The sequence below is a fragment of the Pseudomonas sp. TUM25319 genome, assembly GCF_056388475.1.
Genome location: NZ_CM150751.1, coordinates 1967164 through 1985641 on the forward strand (window position 1 = coordinate 1967164; position 18478 = coordinate 1985641).

Consider the following 18478-nt stretch of genomic DNA (forward strand, 5'->3'; position numbering starts at 1 on the left):
AATATCGAATATCGATATTCAAAGCCTGATCCTGACCAAGGACGACCTATGAGCGACAACGACAACAGCCTGTTCAACCAGTCACTGGAGAAAGGCCTGGCGGTTCTGCGATCCTTCAATGCGCGCAACCGCACCATGAACCTGGCCGAAGTGGCCGAGGCCGCCGGCATCAACAAAAGCTCGGCGCAACGGATGATTCATACCCTCGAAGCCCTCGGCTACGTCAGCAAGCATCCGCAGACCAAGCGCTTCCAGCTCACCCCGCACGTCATGGAGATCGGCTACAACTACCTGGCTGCCGATACCCTGGTGGACGTCGCCAATCCCTTCCTTGCCGAACTGGCGCAGACCACCGGCGAAACCACCAACCTCACCGAGCCGGTGCGCGGCGACATGCTCTATGTCGCGCGGTTCGTCGGCCCCAAGTTCATTCCCATCCACTTGCCGATCGGCAGCCGCATTCCCATGTACTGCACCGCTTCCGGCCGGGCTTACCTGAGTGCGCTGGACGACGATGAAGTCATGGCGGTGCTGCGGGCCAGTGATCTGTCGAGTCATACCCAGTTCACCCGCACCTCGCTGGACGAAATCCTCGCGGTGATTGCCGAGATCCGCCGCAAGGGCTTTGCGATCAACAGTGAGGAATTGTTCCTGGGGGACATGGCAGTGGCTGCGCCGGTGCGCAATAGTCAGGGACGACCGGTGGCCTCGGTGCATGTGGTGGCGCCCACCAGCCGCTGGAGTCGGGAAGAGGCCGAGCGCCGACTGGCGCCGGCAGCGATCGAATGTGCGCGGGCGATCAGTACGTCGATCAGGACGTTGTGAGGGCCTGGTCGATCTTTGCCGACAGAAGGCGGGTGCCTTCACCGGTGGGGATCAGGTGGTCGTAGTCGCCAAAGTAAGAATCGACGAAGTCGGGGTCGGCGTAACAGTCGAGCACTTCAATGCTGAAGCCCGGGCGCAGGCACGCCATCAGTTGCTGCAACTCGAGCGCGCCACGGAACAGGTGGGCTGAGTCGGGGCCGGCGACGGCCCGGTAGTCGGTGTGCATCGGTGGAATGACCAGCAGCACACGATGCCCGAATTCGGCAGCCAGTATCAGTAACTGGGCCAGGTGCTGGTTGCCGTCTTCCTTGTGGTTGAGTCGCAGATGATCTTCGACACGTCGCTGCACGCCGTAGTCCGCCGACATGAAGGCTTTCTGATGATGCGGCAGGAAACCGGACATCCCGCCAAGCGTGTCGTCGATTCCTTCCAGTCTGCCCTCCAGTTGCGAGGCAATCTGACTCAGTTGCTCATCTTCATAGCGCAGTCCAAGCCGGAACACTTCGTTCATCAGCGGCGCCAGGGTCTTCTCGGAGGGGGACTGCTCAAGCACGTTGCCGGACGAGAACAGCGAGTAGAAGACGATCAGCGTATCCAGGTTCGGCGCCTGGCGGGCGGCGTACTGGTAGAGCGCCAGGGAATGGCGAAAGTCCTGGGAGCGGCTGCACAGGTTGAACGAGCCGGGACAATACGCAGGATCGAATGCGAAGTCGCCGTGCGAGGATCCCAGGGCGAGGCGGGTGAGACTGTGCTGTTCTCGCTGGAACATCGCGCGCTTGGCGGCGAAATAGGCGATCAGGCCTGGAAACGGGTTGCCGTTATCCATCATGTGTTCTCTGCAGAATAGGTGTGGCGCACTTGTTCGATGTTGGGGAAGTGCTGGGTAATGAATCCGCGCTGCATCGACTTGTGCTGAGTGAATGGATACTCGCGCTCGATGAATGTCGGTTCGCTTGCATTCTCGTAACGGCCACTGACGGAGATGCGGATACGTTCATCGCCGTCGCGTGAAGAGCGATGAATGGTGAAATTCGACATCAAGCAGACGCCGCCCTTGCCGACACAGACAGGTATGAAATCCTTGTCGCTGAAGTGCTGGTCGTCGACCCGCAACACATGCTGTTCCTGGGTTCCACTAAGCAGACCCTGCAAATGGCTTTTCGGGACGACCTCCATCGTGAACAGCCGGGCGTCAATGTCCATGAACGGAATCCAGGTAGTGATGGTGTCCAGGCTCCCTTGTACCGAGGTCCAGTCCTGATGCACGTCGAACCCCTGGTAGCCGCCGGGAATGACCAGCCGTTTCGACATCAGGTGCAGCACCGGCGTGGTCTGGAACAGTGGCGTGGCGATGCCCAGATCAGCGGTCGCGTCGCGCAGACGTTCGGCCGTCATGAGGCGGTAGATGCCGTAGAGCTTCGAGCACATGCGCAGGGTGGCGAGGTACAGCGGGATACTGGCGTTGAGCAGCGCGGCCATGTTCTGGTGCAGAGCGCTCAGCGTCGGCCCTTGGGCAATCGGCAGGCCCATCCTTTCAAGCTGCTGGGTGAAGGAGAGGTTGAAGTGTTCCAGTGTTTCGTCCAGGTGCCGCGGGTCGAAAATGTCCTCGGCCACCAGATAGCCATTTTCCTTGTAGAAACGGATTTGGCCCTGATCAAGAATCTTGCCCATCTGCCTGTCGTCCCGTCTCGTTACACGAATGACAATGTTAAGGTGTGGGCAGTATACACAGCCCGTAATGCAGGCCCTTTTGACCTGTCTCATTTTTGAAGACCTTGGAGACCACGATGCAGAAAGTTGTGATTTTCGGGGTGCTGGACACCGCGCAACTGGCGCACTACTACCTGAAGAAAGACCCGACGGTGGAGGTGGTCGCCTTTACCGTGCACGAACGTTACATCCCCGAGTCGAAGCTGTTCGAAGGACTGCCGGTGGTGCCATTCGAAACCCTCAATGACTGGTTCCCGAGCAGTGAGTACAAGCTCTTCGCCCCAATGACCGGGCGCAAGATGAATCGCCTGCGCGAATCGGTGTACCTGCAAGGCAAGGACAAGGGCTACGACTTCATTTCGTATGTCAGCCCGAATGCCACAGTCAATGACAACGTCATCGGTGAGAACTGTTTCATTTTCGAAGACAATACCCTGCAGCCCTTTACCACCATCGGCAACAACGTGGTGATGTGGAGTGGCAACCATATTGGTCATCACGGCGAGATCAGGGATCACGTGTTCTTTACCTCTCACGTGGTGCTGTCCGGGCATTGCCTGGTCAATTCCTACGCCTGGTTCGGCGTCAACTCGACCATCACCAACGACTGCACCATCGGCGAAGGCACCTGTGTCGCCATGGGCGCGTTGATTTCCAAAGACACACAACCCTGGCAACTCTATATCGGCGCTCCTGCGCGGGCAGTGAAGAGTAGTCAGGAACTGGACTTCTAGAACATGGCATGGAAAAAACTCGGTAGAACTTTCGACCCCGACAGCGATTGGGTCGGCTCCCATGCTCAGGTGCCCACGAGTCTGGTGCTTGACGATGTGGTGAGGGTCTTCATCTCCACCCGTAACGCCGCAGGCAAGAGCCTGTGCTACGCCGTGGACCTGGACCGCCACGACCCGGGAAAAGTGGTTGCCCGCCATCGCGAGCCGTGCCTCGGTTTCGGCCGGCCCGGCACCTTCGATGACGAAGGCGTGATGCCTAGTTACGCCGTCAAGAAGGACGGCCGCACCTATCTGTACTACAGCGGCTGGAACCAGCGCGTCACCGTGCCTTATCACAACGCCATGGGCGTGGCGGTTTCCGACGACGACGGGTTGCACTTCGAAAAGCTGTTCGAGGGGCCGATCATGGACCGTACTGCGACCGAGCCTTACCTTGCGGTCACCCCCACGGTGCTGTTCGACGAGGGGCTGTGGAAGATGTGGTACGTCTCCGGTACCCGCTGGCTGGAAGTCAACGGCAAGTACGAACCGCTGTATGTGATCAAGTACGCGGAGTCCAGGGATGGCTACGAGTACACCCGTTTTCCAGAGCAGTGCCTGGAGTCGAGTTTTCCCACCGAAGCGTTCTCCCGTCCCTGTGTGATCAAGGAAAACGGTTTGTTCAAGATGTGGTACTGCTCGCGGGCGTCAGAGGATTTTCGCAATGGATCTGGCTCCTATCGTATCCGCTACGCTGAGTCCGTCGACGGCAAGCGCTGGACACGGTTCGACGACGATGTCATCCCGTCATCCAATGAAGGCTGGGACTCGCTGATGACCTGCTATCCGTTCGTCTTCGAGACCGACGGCAAAAAATACATGCTGTACAACGGCAACCGTTTCGGCACCACCGGCTTCGGCCTGGCGCTGTGGAGTGATGATGAGTAATTCAAATACCCAGGACGACGTCTACAAGCTCGAGTCGACTGCCTCGGACCTGCAATATGCCTTCCGCGACAAACTGCGCGACCTGTTCCTCAACAGTCCGCTGTCCGATGATGACCTGTTGTTCAACATTGGTCTGTACACCCGCAGTTCGGTGCTGGTGAAGTTCATCGTCTTGAGCGACCTGTACAAGCGCTTCAAGCACATCCCTGGAATTATCTGCGAGTTTGGTACCTGGTACGGCCATAACCTGGTCTTGCTGGAAAACCTCCGGGCGATGTATGAGCCGTTCAACAAGCAACGGCAGATCGTCGGCTTCGACACGTTCGAGGGCTACTCGGCGCCGGGCGAGAAAGACCGCAAGGAAAGTGGTGTCTGGGCAGAAAACTCCTATTCGACCAAGGCTGACTACAAGGACTACCTCAACGAATTGCTGCAGGTCCACGAAGGCAACAACGTGCTCGGCCACAAGCGCGGGATCCATTCGTTGATAGCAGGTGACGTGTGTCAAACCGCACCGGAGTATTTCAAGACCAATGCTTCAGCCATCGTTGCCTTCGCTTACTTCGACATGGGCTTGTACGAGCCGACGCTGGCTGCGCTGAAAGCGGTCAGGCCAAATCTGGTCAGTGGTAGCATCCTGCTGATGGACGAACTGACCTGGTCTGAATCCCCGGGCGAGGCCCTGGCATTCAAGGAGGTCTTCAAGCCTGGCGAGTACACCTTGGAGAAGTGTGAGCTGTACCCCTCCAAATGCATCGTTACCATCAAGTAGAGACGACCATGATTTCCATCGAGGAATTCGACCGGCTCATGACGGAAAAGGGCTGGGTCATCTTTGAGCGCGCCATTCCGATGTCTATCGTCGAGCAGATGCGTGAGGATATTCATAAGGCCTACACCATTTGCCGTGATTACCAAATCAAGAACGGCATTGACCAAGACACCAGCTTCACCGTGCATCATCTGCTCGGACTGTTCGACAGCTTTCTGGATTGCCTGGGAGCCTATCCGATCTACCCGTTTATCGAACGATATTTCGGCGGCCTGTTTATCCTCAATTCCTTTGGCGGGGCCATCAACACCCGCAACAGCGTGTCTTACGCCCAGCGGGTACACCGGGACATCCGCTCATACTCCGGCGAGACCACGTTGTTGTTGAATACCTTGGTGATGCTCGACGACTTCACTGCAGAAAACGGCGCGACCTGGCTGCTCTCTGGCTCGCACAAGAACGAGGCCAAACCCACCGACGAGTACTTCAAGATCCACGCCGAACAGGCCATTGCGCCGGCCGGCAGCATTCTGATGTTCAACTCCAATCTCTGGCACGCGGGTGGCACCAATGAGGCCGATCAACTGCGTCGTTCGGTGACGCCGATGTTTTCCCGGCCGTTCATGAAGCAGCAGTTCGACTATCCTCGCGCGCTGGGTTACGAGCGAGGGCCGGAGTTCGACGACATGCTGCGCCAGGTCATCGGCTACAACGCACGCGTGCCTGCCACGCTGGACGAGTGGTACCAGCCGCCGGCCAAGCGCATGTACCATTCCAACCAGGGCTGACCATGTCACGCGATCTGAATACCGAGTACCAGGACACGGAAAACCGCCGGTACGCCTACGACTTCGACTACATCCACCGCGATTACATGATCAAGGCGCTGGCTTGCCATTTCCGTCCCGGCAATGCGCTGGAGATGGGTTGTTATCACGGCGAATTCACCCGAAGGCTTCTGCAGGTCTTCGCTGATGTGACCGTGATCGAGGGCGCGTCGGATTTGATCGAAATTGCCCGGAGCAACGTCGGAGATCAGGCGAGGTTTATCCTGGGGCGCTTCGAAGACGTCGAGCTGGAGCAGCGTTTCGACAACATTTTCCTGATCCACACACTTGAACACCTGAGCGAACCGCAGCCAGTGCTGGAGAAGATCCGCCAGTGGCTTGCGCCCGGTGGCAGGTTGTTCATCGTGGTGCCCAACGCCAATGCCGCCTCGAGGCAGATCGCGGTAGGCATGGGAATGATCGACTTCAACGCTGCTGTCACCGAAGGCGAACGCAGCCATGGTCACCGCTGCACCTACAGTCTCGACACCCTCGAGCATGAAGCGTTGAGAGCTGGATTCCAGGTACCACAGCGTGGCGGTATCCTTTTCAAACCCTTGGCCAACTTCCAGTTCGATGCAGCCTACAGCGCCGGCATCATTGATGACGCCTTCTTCGAGGGCTGCTACAAGCTGGGGATGAAGTATCCGGACCTGACGGCCAGTGTCTTCGTGGTCTGCGAGGCCTGATCCTCAAAGGTAATCGAAGGCCTTCAGGTGCGGCTCTATGCCTTGCGGTCCAACCTCCATCAGGGCATCGATGATCGACAGGTAGGGCGTGAAGCTTGCGTTGCGCTGCGGGTAGGGGAGCGGGCGCATTGCAATGAAGCGCAGGTCGATGTCCTGGCTGGCGAACGCCGTCGGCTCATACAGCGAACGTCCGCCCTGGGCGTTGATGTAGGTCGACGCCCGCTCCTGACGGCAGATATCGAGAATACGTTCCTGCCCTGCCAGTTGACTGTTCTGATAGGCAGTGCTGCTGGCCACGATCCTGGTTTCCAGGCCCATGAAGCGGGCGAGGCAGTGCAACTGGTGTCCAAGGAAACCTGCCAGATTGGTGTCATCGTGACCGAGAATGCGCTCGACCAGCGGAAATACTTGATCAAAACAGGGCGTCTTGCGGTAGGCCATTTCCACGGTACGTAGCAGGCGCGATCGCCACTGTGCGGCGGGAGCGATTTCAATGTCGCGGATCCTGCGGTTCTGCGACGCCTGGAGCAGTGGCAGGGTGACGAGCAGTGGTTCGCCGTTGACGAGGATCCGGTTGCGGTTGATCCAGCCGCGATTGATGTAGTTCACGTCGTCGTAGACCACGAAACAATCCGATGCTTGCAGCAGTTGCCAGTAACCGATGTAGGGAAACAGGTACGGCTGCATGATCGCCACAGCGGTCATGCAGTGGCTCCGGCGATCAGTCCGATGATGAAGTCCACGGTCTCGTGTTCCAGGTTGGGATAGATCGGCAGGCAGATCACCTGTTTCACTATGCGGTTGGCCACCGGCAGATTGGCCGGGCTGGCCGAAGGCAGGTCGCGGTACATGGGCAGGCTGCTGATCAGTGGCTGGAAGTAGCGCCGCCCATGGATCTGATGGGCCGCGAGATGCTCGAACAGCGCATCGCGGCTCAGCGGGTAAGAGGGTTCGACCAGAATCGGGAAGTAGGCATGGTTGGCCTGATGCTCGCTGACGCCGTCTATGCAGCGGATGCCTGAGACCTTCGCCAGCCCCTCACGGTAGCGCTGGTCGATCGACCGACGCCGTTCCAGAGCTTCACTCAGGTGCTCCAGCTGGAGCAGGCCGAAGGCGGCGTGGATCTCGCTCATTTTGCCGTTGGTGCCGGTGAACTCCACCGTACTGCCGTCGGGGGAAAGGCCGAAGTTCTTCAACTGGTCGATATGGCGCTTGGTGGTTTCATCGGGGCAGACGATGGCACCGCCTTCGAAGGTGCTGAACACTTTGGTGGCATGGAAACTCAGCACCGACAGGTCGCCATGGCGTAGCAAGCTGCCGCCAGCATCGCGCACGCCGAAGGCATGGGCGGCGTCGTAGATCACTTTGAGTCCGTGATGTTCGGCGACCTGGCGGATACCAGGAACGTCGCACGGGTGGCCGTAGCAGTGGACGGGCATGATTGCCGTGGTGCGCTCGGTAATTGCTGCCTCGATCCGCGCCGGATCGAGGTTCAGGGTCTCCGGGTGGATGTCGACGAACACCGGCGTGAGGTGATTCCACAGCAGTGAATGTGCCGTGGCAACGAAGGAGTAGGGCGTGGTGATCACCTCGCCGCTGAGCCCTGCGGCTTGTACCGCAGTGATCAGCGCCTGGGTGCCGTTGCAGAACAGCGAAATATGCTCGACGCCGAGATGCTCGCACAGGGCCGCTTCGAGCCGCTGGTGCATCGGTCCGCCGTTGGTCAGCATGCGCCGGTCCCAGATCTCCCGCAGGTGGGGGATGAAGGCTTCCAGGTCGGGAAGCGCGGGCTGGGTAACGAAAATCGGGTCCCGGTCGCTCATAGACTGCGCACTGTCATGGTGTGTTTCCCTGGCCACCGATCCGTGCCGGTAGGCCTGTCTCTCGTCTGAACCGGGTCGGGCCGGGTTCGTTCACAGTGATTTGTCGAATTCATGGCGGGTCCAGAAATCGCGCATGATGCCCCAGCAGCGCCGCGATTCGCTTTGGGCGGCAGCGCCGTACAATACCTGGCATTGTTCGCCATGGATGCGGAAGCTGCTTAGTGGCTCGACCAGATAGACAGTGTTCCCCTTCAGTGCCAGGTTCAGGAAGATCGCCACATCCGATGCCCAGGCGATTGGCTGCTCGTCCACTGACATGAAATCGGGCATGACTCCGAGCATATCGTCGCGGCGGAACATTACGGTGCTCGGTTCGCCGACGAAGTTGACCTGCGAAAGCATCAGCGCAGTGCCCAGCGATAGCCCCTCGATCGTCGAGTCTGCGGCCACCGGCGCCTGCGTCGCGGGAATATCGCCGAGCGGCGTGCCGTCCTGGTCGATGCGCTGGCGCTTGGAGGTCACCAGGGTGATATCCGGGTAGGTGCTGAAGCTATTGATCATGCGCTCGACACATTCGACGTCGAGCAGGTCGTCGTCATTGAGGAATTTGATGAACTCGCCACGAGCCTCGTTGAGGCAGAGCACGTGGTTGAGGCGACCGATGTCCTTGCCGGCGTCCGGGTTTCGAATGTAACGGATGCGCGAGTCGAATTTACCGTACTCCGCAGCGATACGTTCGATCGCGTCCGTGGGGCAGTCGTCGCAGAGGAGGATTTCCAGATGGGTGTAGGTCTGGTTCAGTGCGCTTTGCAGTGCGAAGTGCAGGTAGCTGGGGTTGAAGGTTGGCATGACGATACTGACCAGCGGCTGATCCCCCTGCGCCAACTGGCGCTGCGGCTTGCGGAACTCCAGCACCAGTTGCCCTGTACCTGGCGCCTCCAGCCCGTTCAGTACCGGGTCGCTGCTGGTGCCATCCGGCGTGTCGGTAACCGGCTCCAGGCCGATCATCTTGCAGATGCGCGTCAGTTCCTCGGCGTCATAGGTCCAGGCCTGGCCACGCAGGACTTCGTTCAGCCGCTGGCCACGGAAGACACCTGGCGCCTCGGGGTGCTGGCGATCGCTCAGGTAATCGTCGAGCAATGCCTTGAGGTCGGTGGTGACGATGCGAATCACGCCCCCCGGCTGCAGCACCCGTCGGCACTCATGCAGCAGGCGGATTCCCTGGTTGCGCGGCAGTCGCTCGAGCAGGTTGGCGCTGTAGATCCCCGGCACCGTGCCGCGCTCCCAGGGCAGTGCTGCGTCGGGCTGCAGATGCTGGTCCGCCTGTGGGGCATCGAGGTCGACATTCAGGAAACCCTGGCGGTAGTGAGCGGCGCAACCGAGGTTCAGGTAGGTAGGGTGCATAGGCATCGCTTCGAATAGGGCGTGGTACGTCCACGCAAAGGCTGTAACCGTTGTATCGGCCGGTCTGGCGCTTTCATGACCGTGGCGCAGCATGCATCAGGCGACCGCCTGTCACAACCGTGAAGGGTGCGACAACCGGGCAACTGCGGGTGATGGCATTGTGCTTGACGGCCAGCGCGTGGAACTTAGACTGGGCCGCACTGCAAACGGGACTCGCACAGGGGCCAGGGTATGGATTCCGGACTTTCCCAGGATGGCGTTCGTCGTCGTCCCGCTTTCTCGCGTCTGCCGCTGACGATCGATACCGAGCTGCTTCAGGCAGCGCTGGCCGCTATCGACGAATCGGCGTGGCAGCCGCACTTCAACCGTGATTACTACCAGGGGGACTGGAGCGGTGTGGCCTTGGTTTCCACCGACTCTGCGGTCGAGCTTTTGCACGGAACAGGCCCTGCGATCAAGCGGCAACCCTGGTTGCGCGACCCGCGTTGGGAACAGGGGCTGCGGGAGCTGGACGTGGAGATCTGTAATGCCCGCCTGTTGCGGCTCGGGCCGGGCAGCCATATCCGCGAGCACCGTGACTACGACCTCGGCGGACCGGACGCCGATATGCGCCTGCACGTGCCATTGCTGGCGCCGGAAAATGTCGATTTCATGCTCGACAACCAGCGCATGCCCATGCGTGCCGGAGAATGCTGGTTCCTCGACCTGTATCAGCCCCACAGCGTCAATAACCATGGCGACGATCCGCGGATCCATCTGGTTATCGACTGTCGCCCCGGGCCTTGGCTGGAGGCGGCGATCGAACGCGGACAAGGCAGTACGCCGGCCCCTGGCAGTGGCCGCTTCGCCACGGCGTTCGCCGGGTTCGAGCGCTGGCTGCAAGACCAGCCCGAAGCCAGTGCGCAACTGGACGCGCTGCTCGAGCGCCAGGCGTTCATCGAGCGTTGCCTGGCGCTGGGGCGGGAGCAAGGTTTCGTTTTTTCGCCGGACCAGGCGCTGGCGGCATTCCGTCGACGCTTGCGGCGCCAGGTGATGAGCTGACGCGAGGGCGGGCCGCGCGTCAGCGGGAGCGCGGCTCAACCGCGTTTGAGCAACTTGACGATGTCGTCCTTGATTGCCAGACGCTCCTTGCGCAGCTTGTTGACCAGATCGTCAGCGCTGCTGCTCTCCTCGGCGTCGACGACGTCCCGGTCCTTGCTCAGGTATTTCGCTTCCAGATCGGCCAGCTGGGAGTGGGCCCTCTTCTGCGCCTCGAATTCGTCCGCGGTAACGCCCAGGTCGGCGTACAGGTTGTGCTTGACCGGCATATGTTGATCTCCTCAGTCAGGTCGGGGCATGAACCTTGAGGATAGTTGCCTTTGCCGGGTTGGGTAGCTGGAGTAGGCTGTGGCTCTTTGTCTCGCTTCAGGAAACCTGACATGCCGCAACTGCACCTGGAATACAGCGCCAATCTGCGCAACCTGGAAACCGACAAGGCGCTGCTGCGCTTGAACAATGCATTGGTGGCCAGCGGCCAATTCAGCGACGAAGTGGACATCAAGAGCCGTGCCGTGGCCTTCGAGGATTTCCGCGTCGGCATCGCTCCGGTCGAGCGGGCCTTCGTGCATGTGAAACTGGCGCTGCTCAGCGGGCGCTCGCCGCAGATCAAGCGGCAATTGTCCGCAAGCCTGCTGGAGGTGTTGAAAGACAGCGTCCCGGCCCAGGCCGGCCTGGATATCCAGTTGTGCGTCGAGTTACTTGATATTGATCGTGATTCTTATTCGAAAGTGCGTTTGCCCGGTTGATCTGCGATGACTTCAGGCCGCTGTTTTCTGAACGGCGGCTGAACACGATGCGCACATTAACAAAGCTTCATCCACGGCCATTGTTTGTTCGCGCTTTTTTCACGGAAAATTGATGAATCGCTGCTTAAAGTCCACCGCCATAAAAGGCTGATGCCGAAACGGCATTAGCGTGGCCTACTTCATAAGCGAAACATCATGCTGAAATTAAAATCCCTGCGTCCCGAATGGGTGACGCTGCTGGCCAGTGCCTATCTGTTGCTCGGCTTCAACTCGGTGCTGTGGGAGCATGTCAGCACGGTGCTGCAGGGGGACGGCCACGCCCTGCTGTTGAGGCTGGCGTTCGGCGTGCTGCTGTTTTGCGCATTCAACTTCTTTCTGACCCTGCTGGCGTTTCGTCAAACGCTCAAACCGTTATTGGCGGGCCTGTTCATCATCAGTGCCGCCGTGGCGTACTTCATGAATCAATACGGCGTATTGATTGATATCGGCATGTTGCGCAATACCGTGGAAACCAATGCCACGGAAGTTCGAGATCTGTTGTCGTTGAAGTTGCTGGTTTATATCGTGGTGCTGGGCGTGCTGCCCACTTATGTTCTTTTCAGGACACCGATCAACTTTCGCAGTCTGCCTCGGGAGTTGTTGCGCAAGCTCTGGGTCGGCCTCGCCAGTCTGATCCTGCTGGCAGCGGTGGCAATGCTCAACTATCAGGGGCTGGCCTCGCTGTTTCGCAACCATCACGAATTGCGCCTGATGGTGGTGCCGAGTAACTACATCGGCGCTTCGGTGAACTACGTGCGGGAAAAAGTGGGCGGCGCCACGCAGTCGTTCCGCAAGATCGGCGAGGACGCGACCCTGGCGCCAGGCTGGGCCAACCACCCGCGCAAGTCGCTGACCGTACTGGTGGTGGGCGAGAGCGCCCGGGCGGAGAACTTCGGCCTGCTGGGTTACTCGCGCGATACCACGCCTGAGCTGGCGAAGGAGAACGGGCTGGTGGCGTTCAGCAACGTCACCTCCTGTGGTACCGAGACAGCGGTTTCCGTGCCCTGCATGTTCTCCGGCATGACCCGCAAGACCTACGACGCCAATACGGCGAAGAACCAGGAAGGGCTGCTCGACATCCTCAAGCGTGCGGGCCTGGCGGTGTACTGGCGCGACAACCAGTCCGGCTGCAAGGGCACCTGCGACCGCGTCCACTTCGAGGACGTGAGCAACCTCAAGGAGCCAGGGCTGTGTGCCGACAGCGAATGCCACGACGAAATCCTGCTCAAGGACCTCGCGGCACGCATCGACGACCTCAAGGAGGACACCGTGCTGGTGCTTCACCAGATGGGCAGCCATGGCCCGGACTACTTCAAGCGCTACCCCAGGCAGTTCGAACGCTTCACCCCGGTGTGCCAGAGCAATGCCCTGAACCAGTGCGACCGCCAGAGCATCATCAACGGCTACGACAACACCCTGGTCTATACCGACCACGTGCTCGCCTCGCTGATCGATGTGCTGCGCAGCAAGCAGGGCAAGGTGGACACCGCGATGCTGTACCTGTCCGACCACGGCGAGTCGCTGGGCGAGTACAACCTGTTCCTCCACGGCACGCCGTACATGGTGGCGCCGGAGCAGCAGAAACACGTGCCGATGCTGGCCTGGTTCTCCGACAGCTATCGCCAGCGCTTCGGCGTGGACGTCGATTGCCTGCAACAGCGCCGCGAGCGGTCGCTGAGCCAGGACAACCTGTTCCATTCCATGCTCGGCCTGCTGCAGGTGAACACCTCGCTGTACAACCCCGACCTGGATCTTTTCGCCTCCTGTCGTCCGAAGGGGACCACGGGCTGATCCAGTTGTAAAAACGCGGGCTGTCTACTTCTCTTACAAACCAATAGGAGAGGGCCGTCGGGCGGTTTCCCGGCGACGGCCCGCGCCGTATATACTGCGCGCCATTGTTCGTGGGAGAGCCTTGTGGCCATCGATATTCACTGGATTTGCGACGACCGCAGCCTGGCGGAACATTGCCGGTTGTGGCGTCAACTGCCCTTCGTGGCACTCGACACCGAGTTCATGCGGGTCGACACCTTCTACCCCAAAGCCGGTTTGATCCAGGTCGGCGACGGACAACGCGCCTTTCTGATCGACCCGCTGCTGGTCAACGACTGGCAGCCGCTGGCCGAACTGCTCGAAGACCCCGCGGTCACCAAGGTGCTGCACGCCTGCAGCGAAGACCTCGAAGTGCTGCTGCGCCTGACCGGCAGCCTGCCGGCCCCGTTGTTCGACACCCAGTTGGCCGCCGGTTACCTCAACCTCGGTTTCTCCATGGGCTACTCGCGGCTGGTGCAAGAGGTGCTGGGTATCGAACTGCCCAAGGGCGAAACCCGTTCCGACTGGTTGCAACGCCCGCTCTCTGAGACTCAGGTCAGCTACGCCGCGGAAGACGCCGTGCACTTGGCCGAACTCTACGATCGGCTGCGTCCGCAACTGAGCGACGACAAGAACGCCTGGGTGCTGGAAGACGGCGCCGAACTGGTCTTGCAACTGCGCCGCGAAACCGATCCCTACGAGTTGTACCGCGATGCCAAGCTGGCCTGGAAACTGTCCCGCGCCCAGTTGGCCGTATTGCGCGAACTCTGCGCCTGGCGCGAAACCGAGGCCCGTGCCCGTGACTTGCCGCGCAACCGCATCCTGCGCGAGCACGCCATGTGGCCGATCGCACGGACCCAACCTGACAACCTGGTGGCGTTGGCCCGCATCGAAGACATGCACCCGCGTACCCTGCGCCAGGATGGTGAATTCCTCCTCGAACTGATCCAGCGCACGGGCAGCCTGCCGCCCTCCGAGTGGCCGCCGGCGGTGCCCGAGCCGCTGCCGATCGAAGCGTCGGCACTGCTCAAGCAACTGCGTGCCATCGGCCAGGCCGAGGCCGAGCGCCTGAGCATCGCCCCCGAACTGATGCTGCGCAAGAAAACCCTCGAGGCGCTGCTCAAGAGCGGCTACCCCGATGGCCCTTATCAATTGCCCGACTCGCTGCGCGGCTGGCGCCGCGAACGGATGGGCCAGGCCCTGCTGGACTGCCTGGCCGCTGCTGGAGAACCGTCTTGATTCGCATCTGCTCGATCTACAAAAGCCCGCGCAAGAACGAAATGTACCTGTACGTGCTCAAGGCCGATGGCCTGAACAAGGTGCCGGAAGGCTTGCTGCCGTTCTTCGGCACGCCCCAGCACGCCTTCGACCTGGTGCTGACCCCGGAGCGCACGCTGGCCCGCGAGGACATTGCCAAGGTTCTGGAGAACCTCGACACCCAGGGCTATCACCTGCAGATGCCGCCGGCCGAGGAAGAGTACATCGAGCATTTGCCCGAGGAGCTGTTGCGCCGCAACGACCCGGTCTGATCCCGCCTCTGTTTTCTTCTCCCCGCGGTCGGCCCTGCCGGGCTGGCCGCTTCGTCGTCTTCCAAGGTTGTATTCGACATGCGTGTATTGATCGCCGAACAGGATCACGCCCTCTACGCCCGCCTGCTGCGCGAGGCCCTGCCGGATCTTGAAGTGCTCACCAGCGGCGACTCCGCCGAACTGTCGCGCCAGGCGGCGAGCTGTCCGGTCTGGCTCGGCCAGCCAGACCTGCTGGCGACCCTGCTGCGCCAGGGGCACCGCCCGGACTGGGTGCAGTCGACCTGGGCCGGAATCACCCCGTTGCTGGCCGATGGCCTGAGCCGTGACTACCGTCTGACCCGGGCCGTGGGCATCTTCGGCCAGGTCATGGCCGAGTACGTGCTGACCTACATGCTGGGGCATGAGCGCGAAGTGCTGACCCGCCTGATGAGCCAGGTCGAGCGCAAGTGGGATGGACGTCCCGGCCGCAGCCTGGACGGGCGCCGCGTGCTGATCGTCGGCACCGGCGATATCGGTTGCCAGGTGGCCGGATTCCTCGTTCCGTTTGGCGTCAAGCTGTACGGTATCGCCAGCCAGCCGCGGGAGCAGGCGCCATTCATCGAAGTGGCGGGGCTGGATGATCTTGGCCGTCTGGTGGGGGAGGTGGACTACATCGTCAACCTGCTGCCGGACACCCCGGCCACCCACGATCTCTATAACGCCGCCCTGTTCGCCCGTTTCAACCCGGACGCGCTGTTCATCAACGCCGGCCGTGGCGCGGCTGTGGTCGATGGCGACCTGGTGGACGCCCTGGCCAAGGGGCAACTGGCGGGCGCGGTGATCGACGTGTGCCGGCAGGAGCCGTTGCCGCGCAATCACCCGTTCTGGACCGCCCTGGGCCTGCTGCTGACCGGGCACAGCTCGGCGCCGACCTCGCCGGTGGCGATGGTGCGGTTGTTTGTCGAGAACCTGGGAGCGTATGGGGCAGGAGAGTCGTTGCGCGGGGAAGTGGATTTCACCCGGGGGTATTGAAAGGCATCGCTGGCAAGCGGAACGCCGCCCGGCCAGCGATGAGGGCCTGACGCCTTACAGGGTGAAATCACCCTCGGCCGCCAGCTCGTTCAGCGGACGACGCGGGCTTGGTACTTCACGGGCCTGCAGGTATTCGGCGAGGGTCGCCTTGTCACCCAGCTTGCCGATGGCAATCACGGCGTGCAGGGCATACTCCTCGGGGATTTTCAGTTCCTTGCGGGTCAGCTCCTGGTCGAAGCCGGCCATGCCGTGGGTGTGCCAGCCGCTCAGGCTCGCCTGCAGCGCCAGGTGGCCCCAAGCGGAACCGGTGTCGAAGGTGTGCCACAGCGCCGGGGTTTCCTCGCTGGCACCTGGTGCGGTGAAGGTGGTCTTGGACAGCACGATCACCAGCGCCGAGGCGTGTTGCGCCCAGCTGCGGTTGAATTCGTTGAGCAGGCCCAGGTAGCGCTCCCAGTTCGGCGTGTCGCGACGGGCGAAGAGGAACCGCCACGGCTGCGAGTTGTAGGCCGACGGCGCCCAGCGGGCGGCTTCGAGGAAGCTCAGCAGGGTTTCTTCGGCGATCGGCTCGGCGGTGAAGGCGCGAGGCGACCAGCGCTGGATGAATTGTTCATTGATGGCGTATTCGGCAGTGCGAGGATTGGCGCTCATGGGATTCCTGACAAAGGGCGTGGGTGAAATGATTTGCAAAACTACAACTGTCCTACACACCCTGACAAGCGGTCTGGCAAAGGCGCAGCACTCGTCCTAGACTGGCGCCGCTCCACCGAGCAGAAGAATTTTGAAACAGGATCACCGCGACATGCAGGCAAACGCCGAACCCTTCTGGACCCGCAAGACCCTCGATCAGCTCGATCGTGGCGAGTGGGAGTCGCTGTGCGACGGCTGTGGCCTGTGCTGCCTGCAGAAGCTCGAGGACGAAGACGACAACAGCGTCTACTACACACGGATCGCCTGCAAACTGCTGGACCTCAAGACCTGTCAGTGCAGCGATTACCCCAACCGATTCGAGCATGTGCCCGACTGCATCCAGCTCACGCCGGGCAAGGCCGATCAGTTCAAATGGCTGCCGCCCACCTGCGGCTATCGCCTGGTCAGCGAAGGCAAGGACCTGCCGCGCTGGCATCACCTGGTGTGCGGTGATCGCGAACAGGTGCACAAGCAGCGGATTTCACAATCCGGGCGCATGCTCAGTGAGACGAGCGTGGCCGAGGATGACTGGGAAGACTATCTGATCTTCCGCGCCAGCTGAGGCTTAGGCCAGGCCGGCTTGCGCGGTGGTCGTATTCAAGCAAGGAGTCAGGCGATGCCTGTGCGTCACCCTCTGGCGTGGGCCCTGTTGCTGCTGGCGAGCAATGTGGCCTGGGCGAAGAAAGTCGATCTGGATTATCACGTCCGTCTGCTGCCGCAGAGCGGCCAGGCCGAGGTGAGCCTGACCCTGGCCGATGGCGCGCAGGTGCGCAGCCTGGATTTCGATCTGGGCAAGGACGGGCTTTACAGCGACTTCAAGGCCGATGGTCCCTGGCAGCAGGCGGCAGACCGCCAGCGCGGGGTCTGGCATCCGGCGGCCGGCAAGGCGAGCCTGAGCTACAAGGTCAATCTCAATCACCGGTTGAAGAACGGCAGCCATGACAGCCGCTTGTCCGCGCAGTGGGCGCTGTTTCGCGGGGACGACCTGGTGCCGCCCGCACGGCTCGACCAGCAGGACGGCACCGAATTGGTGGCACGCCTGAAAGTGGACCTGCCCGCCGGCTGGAACAGCATCGAGACCGCCTGGCCGCGGGTGGGCAAGCAGCGTTTTCGCATCGACAACGTCTCGCGCCTGTTCGATCGGCCGACCGGCTGGATGCTCGCCGGCAACATCGGCTCGCGACGCGCCCGCCTGGGCGAGACCGAAGTCAGCGTGGCCGGACCGTTCGGCCAGGGCTTGCGGCGGATGGATGCACTGACGTTGCTTACCTTCGTCTGGCCGCAGTACCAGGCGGTGTTCCCCCGCAATCCGCCCAAGCTGCTGCTGGTCGGAGCCCGCGAGCAGTTGTGGCGTGGCGCGCGGGCGGCGAACAACTCGATCTACCTCAACAGCGCCACGCCGCTGGTCAGCGAGAATGGCAGCAGCCCTTTGTTGCGCGAGCTGGTGCGGGTGTTCGCGCGGATCAACGACCGCGAGCGCAGCGACTGGATCGGTGAAGGGCTGGCGGAGTACTACGCCATCGAGTTGCTGCGCCGGGCCGGCGGTATCAGCGACGACCGCTACCAGGCGGTGCAGACGCGACTGAACAAGGAAGGCAAGGCGGTCACCAGCCTGCGTGGCGAACAGATCAGCGGTGCGACCGTAGCCCGTGCGGTATTGCTGTTGCAGGCACTGGACCGGGAGATCCGCATCCACAGCCAGAACAAGCGCTCGCTGGACGACCTGACCCAGGCGCTGATGCGCCTGAACAGCGTCACCACCGAGGAGTTCGTGCAATTGGCCGAGAGCGTGCTGGGGCGGGAGTCGGAAGTGTTGCGCAGCTCGTTGCTGAAATAGCACCGATCTTTTGGGAGCGGCTTCAGCCGCGATCGGCGGCGCAGCCGCCGTATAGCCTGAGCCCGCGATGT

21 protein-coding genes are annotated in these 18478 nt (G+C 61.3%); 14 read left to right on the forward strand and 7 right to left on the reverse strand.

Annotated features, from left to right (window positions below; all coding sequences use genetic code 11):
- Positions 1-48 precede the first annotated feature (48 nt).
- Positions 49-825 carry an IclR family transcriptional regulator gene (locus AC05QJ_RS09285; RefSeq protein WP_476746574.1) on the forward strand — a complete coding sequence of 259 codons (777 nt, stop codon included), beginning with the start codon at positions 49-51 and terminating at the stop codon, positions 823-825.
- Here the strand turns inward: AC05QJ_RS09285 and AC05QJ_RS09290 are convergent.
- Together AC05QJ_RS09290 and AC05QJ_RS09295 are read right to left on the reverse strand one after the other, a co-directional pair.
- The gene (locus AC05QJ_RS09290) at positions 812-1651 is read right to left on the reverse strand and encodes a hypothetical protein (RefSeq protein WP_476746575.1); all 840 of its coding nucleotides are present in this window, start codon (positions 1649-1651) and stop codon (positions 812-814) included. The two genes, AC05QJ_RS09285 and AC05QJ_RS09290, sit on opposite strands and share 14 nt — an antisense overlap.
- Positions 1651-2496 (reverse strand): phytanoyl-CoA dioxygenase family protein, encoded by an 846-nt coding sequence (locus tag AC05QJ_RS09295; RefSeq protein WP_476746576.1) that lies wholly within the window; start codon positions 2494-2496, stop codon positions 1651-1653. Before AC05QJ_RS09295 ends, AC05QJ_RS09290 begins: the two co-directional genes overlap by 1 nt.
- A gap of 116 nt (positions 2497-2612) precedes the next feature.
- Here AC05QJ_RS09295 and AC05QJ_RS09300 point away from each other — a divergent pair, with 116 nt between their 5' ends.
- From AC05QJ_RS09300 to AC05QJ_RS09320, 5 genes are read left to right on the forward strand one after another with little or no spacing between them, the layout of a single operon-like run.
- On the forward strand, positions 2613-3269 hold the full coding sequence (locus tag AC05QJ_RS09300) for an acetyltransferase (RefSeq protein WP_476746577.1): 657 nt from the start codon (positions 2613-2615) through the stop codon (positions 3267-3269).
- A 3-nt stretch (positions 3270-3272) separates the two neighbouring features.
- Entirely contained in the window at positions 3273-4196 is a 924-nt protein-coding gene (locus AC05QJ_RS09305) for a glycoside hydrolase family protein (RefSeq protein WP_476746578.1), read from the forward strand.
- On the forward strand, positions 4189-4968 hold the full coding sequence (locus AC05QJ_RS09310) for a TylF/MycF/NovP-related O-methyltransferase (RefSeq protein WP_476746579.1): 780 nt from the start codon (positions 4189-4191) through the stop codon (positions 4966-4968). The genes AC05QJ_RS09305 and AC05QJ_RS09310 overlap by 8 nt, the downstream gene beginning before the upstream one ends.
- 8 nt (positions 4969-4976) lie before the next feature.
- Complete coding sequence (locus AC05QJ_RS09315; protein WP_476746580.1) at positions 4977-5756, forward strand: phytanoyl-CoA dioxygenase family protein; 780 nt, start codon at positions 4977-4979, stop codon at positions 5754-5756.
- Between the two features lie 2 nt (positions 5757-5758).
- Positions 5759-6484: a class I SAM-dependent methyltransferase gene (locus AC05QJ_RS09320; RefSeq protein WP_476746581.1), complete on the forward strand. Its 726-nt coding sequence runs from the start codon at positions 5759-5761 to the stop codon at positions 6482-6484.
- Positions 6485-6487: 3 nt separating this feature from the next.
- On the opposite strand, the gene AC05QJ_RS09325 is transcribed toward AC05QJ_RS09320, so the two are convergent.
- The 3 genes from AC05QJ_RS09325 to AC05QJ_RS09335 form a co-directional block, all read right to left on the reverse strand.
- Positions 6488-7189, reverse strand: a complete 702-nt coding sequence (locus AC05QJ_RS09325) for a WbqC family protein (RefSeq protein WP_476746582.1) — start codon at positions 7187-7189, stop codon at positions 6488-6490.
- Positions 7186-8307, reverse strand: a complete 1122-nt coding sequence (locus tag AC05QJ_RS09330; RefSeq protein WP_476746583.1) for a DegT/DnrJ/EryC1/StrS family aminotransferase — start codon at positions 8305-8307, stop codon at positions 7186-7188. Before AC05QJ_RS09330 ends, AC05QJ_RS09325 begins: the two co-directional genes overlap by 4 nt.
- A gap of 90 nt (positions 8308-8397) precedes the next feature.
- On the reverse strand, positions 8398-9711 hold the full coding sequence (locus AC05QJ_RS09335; RefSeq protein WP_476746584.1) for a glycosyltransferase: 1314 nt from the start codon (positions 9709-9711) through the stop codon (positions 8398-8400).
- A gap of 231 nt (positions 9712-9942) precedes the next feature.
- Here AC05QJ_RS09335 and AC05QJ_RS09340 point away from each other — a divergent pair, with 231 nt between their 5' ends.
- Complete coding sequence (locus AC05QJ_RS09340) at positions 9943-10752, forward strand: aspartyl/asparaginyl beta-hydroxylase domain-containing protein (RefSeq protein WP_476746585.1); 810 nt, start codon at positions 9943-9945, stop codon at positions 10750-10752.
- Between the two features lie 35 nt (positions 10753-10787).
- Here AC05QJ_RS09340 and AC05QJ_RS09345 read toward each other — a convergent pair whose 3' ends face one another.
- Positions 10788-11018, reverse strand: coding sequence for an HP1242/YdcH family protein (locus AC05QJ_RS09345; protein WP_476746586.1), 231 nt, complete (start codon positions 11016-11018; stop codon positions 10788-10790).
- A 111-nt stretch (positions 11019-11129) separates the two neighbouring features.
- Here AC05QJ_RS09345 and AC05QJ_RS09350 point away from each other — a divergent pair, with 111 nt between their 5' ends.
- The 5 genes from AC05QJ_RS09350 to AC05QJ_RS09370 all read left to right on the forward strand — a co-directional run bounded on the left by AC05QJ_RS09350 (position 11130) and on the right by AC05QJ_RS09370 (position 15883).
- Positions 11130-11495, forward strand: coding sequence for a 5-carboxymethyl-2-hydroxymuconate Delta-isomerase (locus AC05QJ_RS09350; protein ID WP_476746587.1), 366 nt, complete (start codon positions 11130-11132; stop codon positions 11493-11495).
- 195 nt (positions 11496-11690) lie between these two features.
- Positions 11691-13325: a phosphoethanolamine transferase gene (locus AC05QJ_RS09355; protein ID WP_476746588.1), complete on the forward strand. Its 1635-nt coding sequence runs from the start codon at positions 11691-11693 to the stop codon at positions 13323-13325.
- Between the two features lie 123 nt (positions 13326-13448).
- On the forward strand, positions 13449-14582 hold the full coding sequence (gene rnd, locus AC05QJ_RS09360) for a ribonuclease D (protein WP_476746589.1): 1134 nt from the start codon (positions 13449-13451) through the stop codon (positions 14580-14582).
- Positions 14579-14872, forward strand: a complete 294-nt coding sequence (locus tag AC05QJ_RS09365) for a YcgL domain-containing protein (protein ID WP_476746590.1) — start codon at positions 14579-14581, stop codon at positions 14870-14872. Before rnd ends, AC05QJ_RS09365 begins: the two co-directional genes overlap by 4 nt.
- Before the next feature lie 78 nt (positions 14873-14950).
- The gene (locus AC05QJ_RS09370; protein WP_476746591.1) at positions 14951-15883 is read left to right on the forward strand and encodes a D-2-hydroxyacid dehydrogenase; all 933 of its coding nucleotides are present in this window, start codon (positions 14951-14953) and stop codon (positions 15881-15883) included.
- Between the two features lie 54 nt (positions 15884-15937).
- Here AC05QJ_RS09370 and AC05QJ_RS09375 read toward each other — a convergent pair whose 3' ends face one another.
- Positions 15938-16531, reverse strand: a complete 594-nt coding sequence (locus AC05QJ_RS09375) for a nitroreductase family protein (protein ID WP_476746592.1) — start codon at positions 16529-16531, stop codon at positions 15938-15940.
- 151 nt (positions 16532-16682) lie between these two features.
- Here AC05QJ_RS09375 and AC05QJ_RS09380 point away from each other — a divergent pair, with 151 nt between their 5' ends.
- Positions 16683-17132, forward strand: a complete 450-nt coding sequence (locus tag AC05QJ_RS09380; RefSeq protein WP_476746593.1) for a YcgN family cysteine cluster protein — start codon at positions 16683-16685, stop codon at positions 17130-17132.
- A gap of 54 nt (positions 17133-17186) precedes the next feature.
- A complete protein-coding gene (locus tag AC05QJ_RS09385) occupies positions 17187-18407 on the forward strand; it encodes a hypothetical protein (protein ID WP_476746594.1) in 1221 nt (406 codons plus the stop codon).
- Positions 18408-18478: the final 71 nt, after the last annotated feature.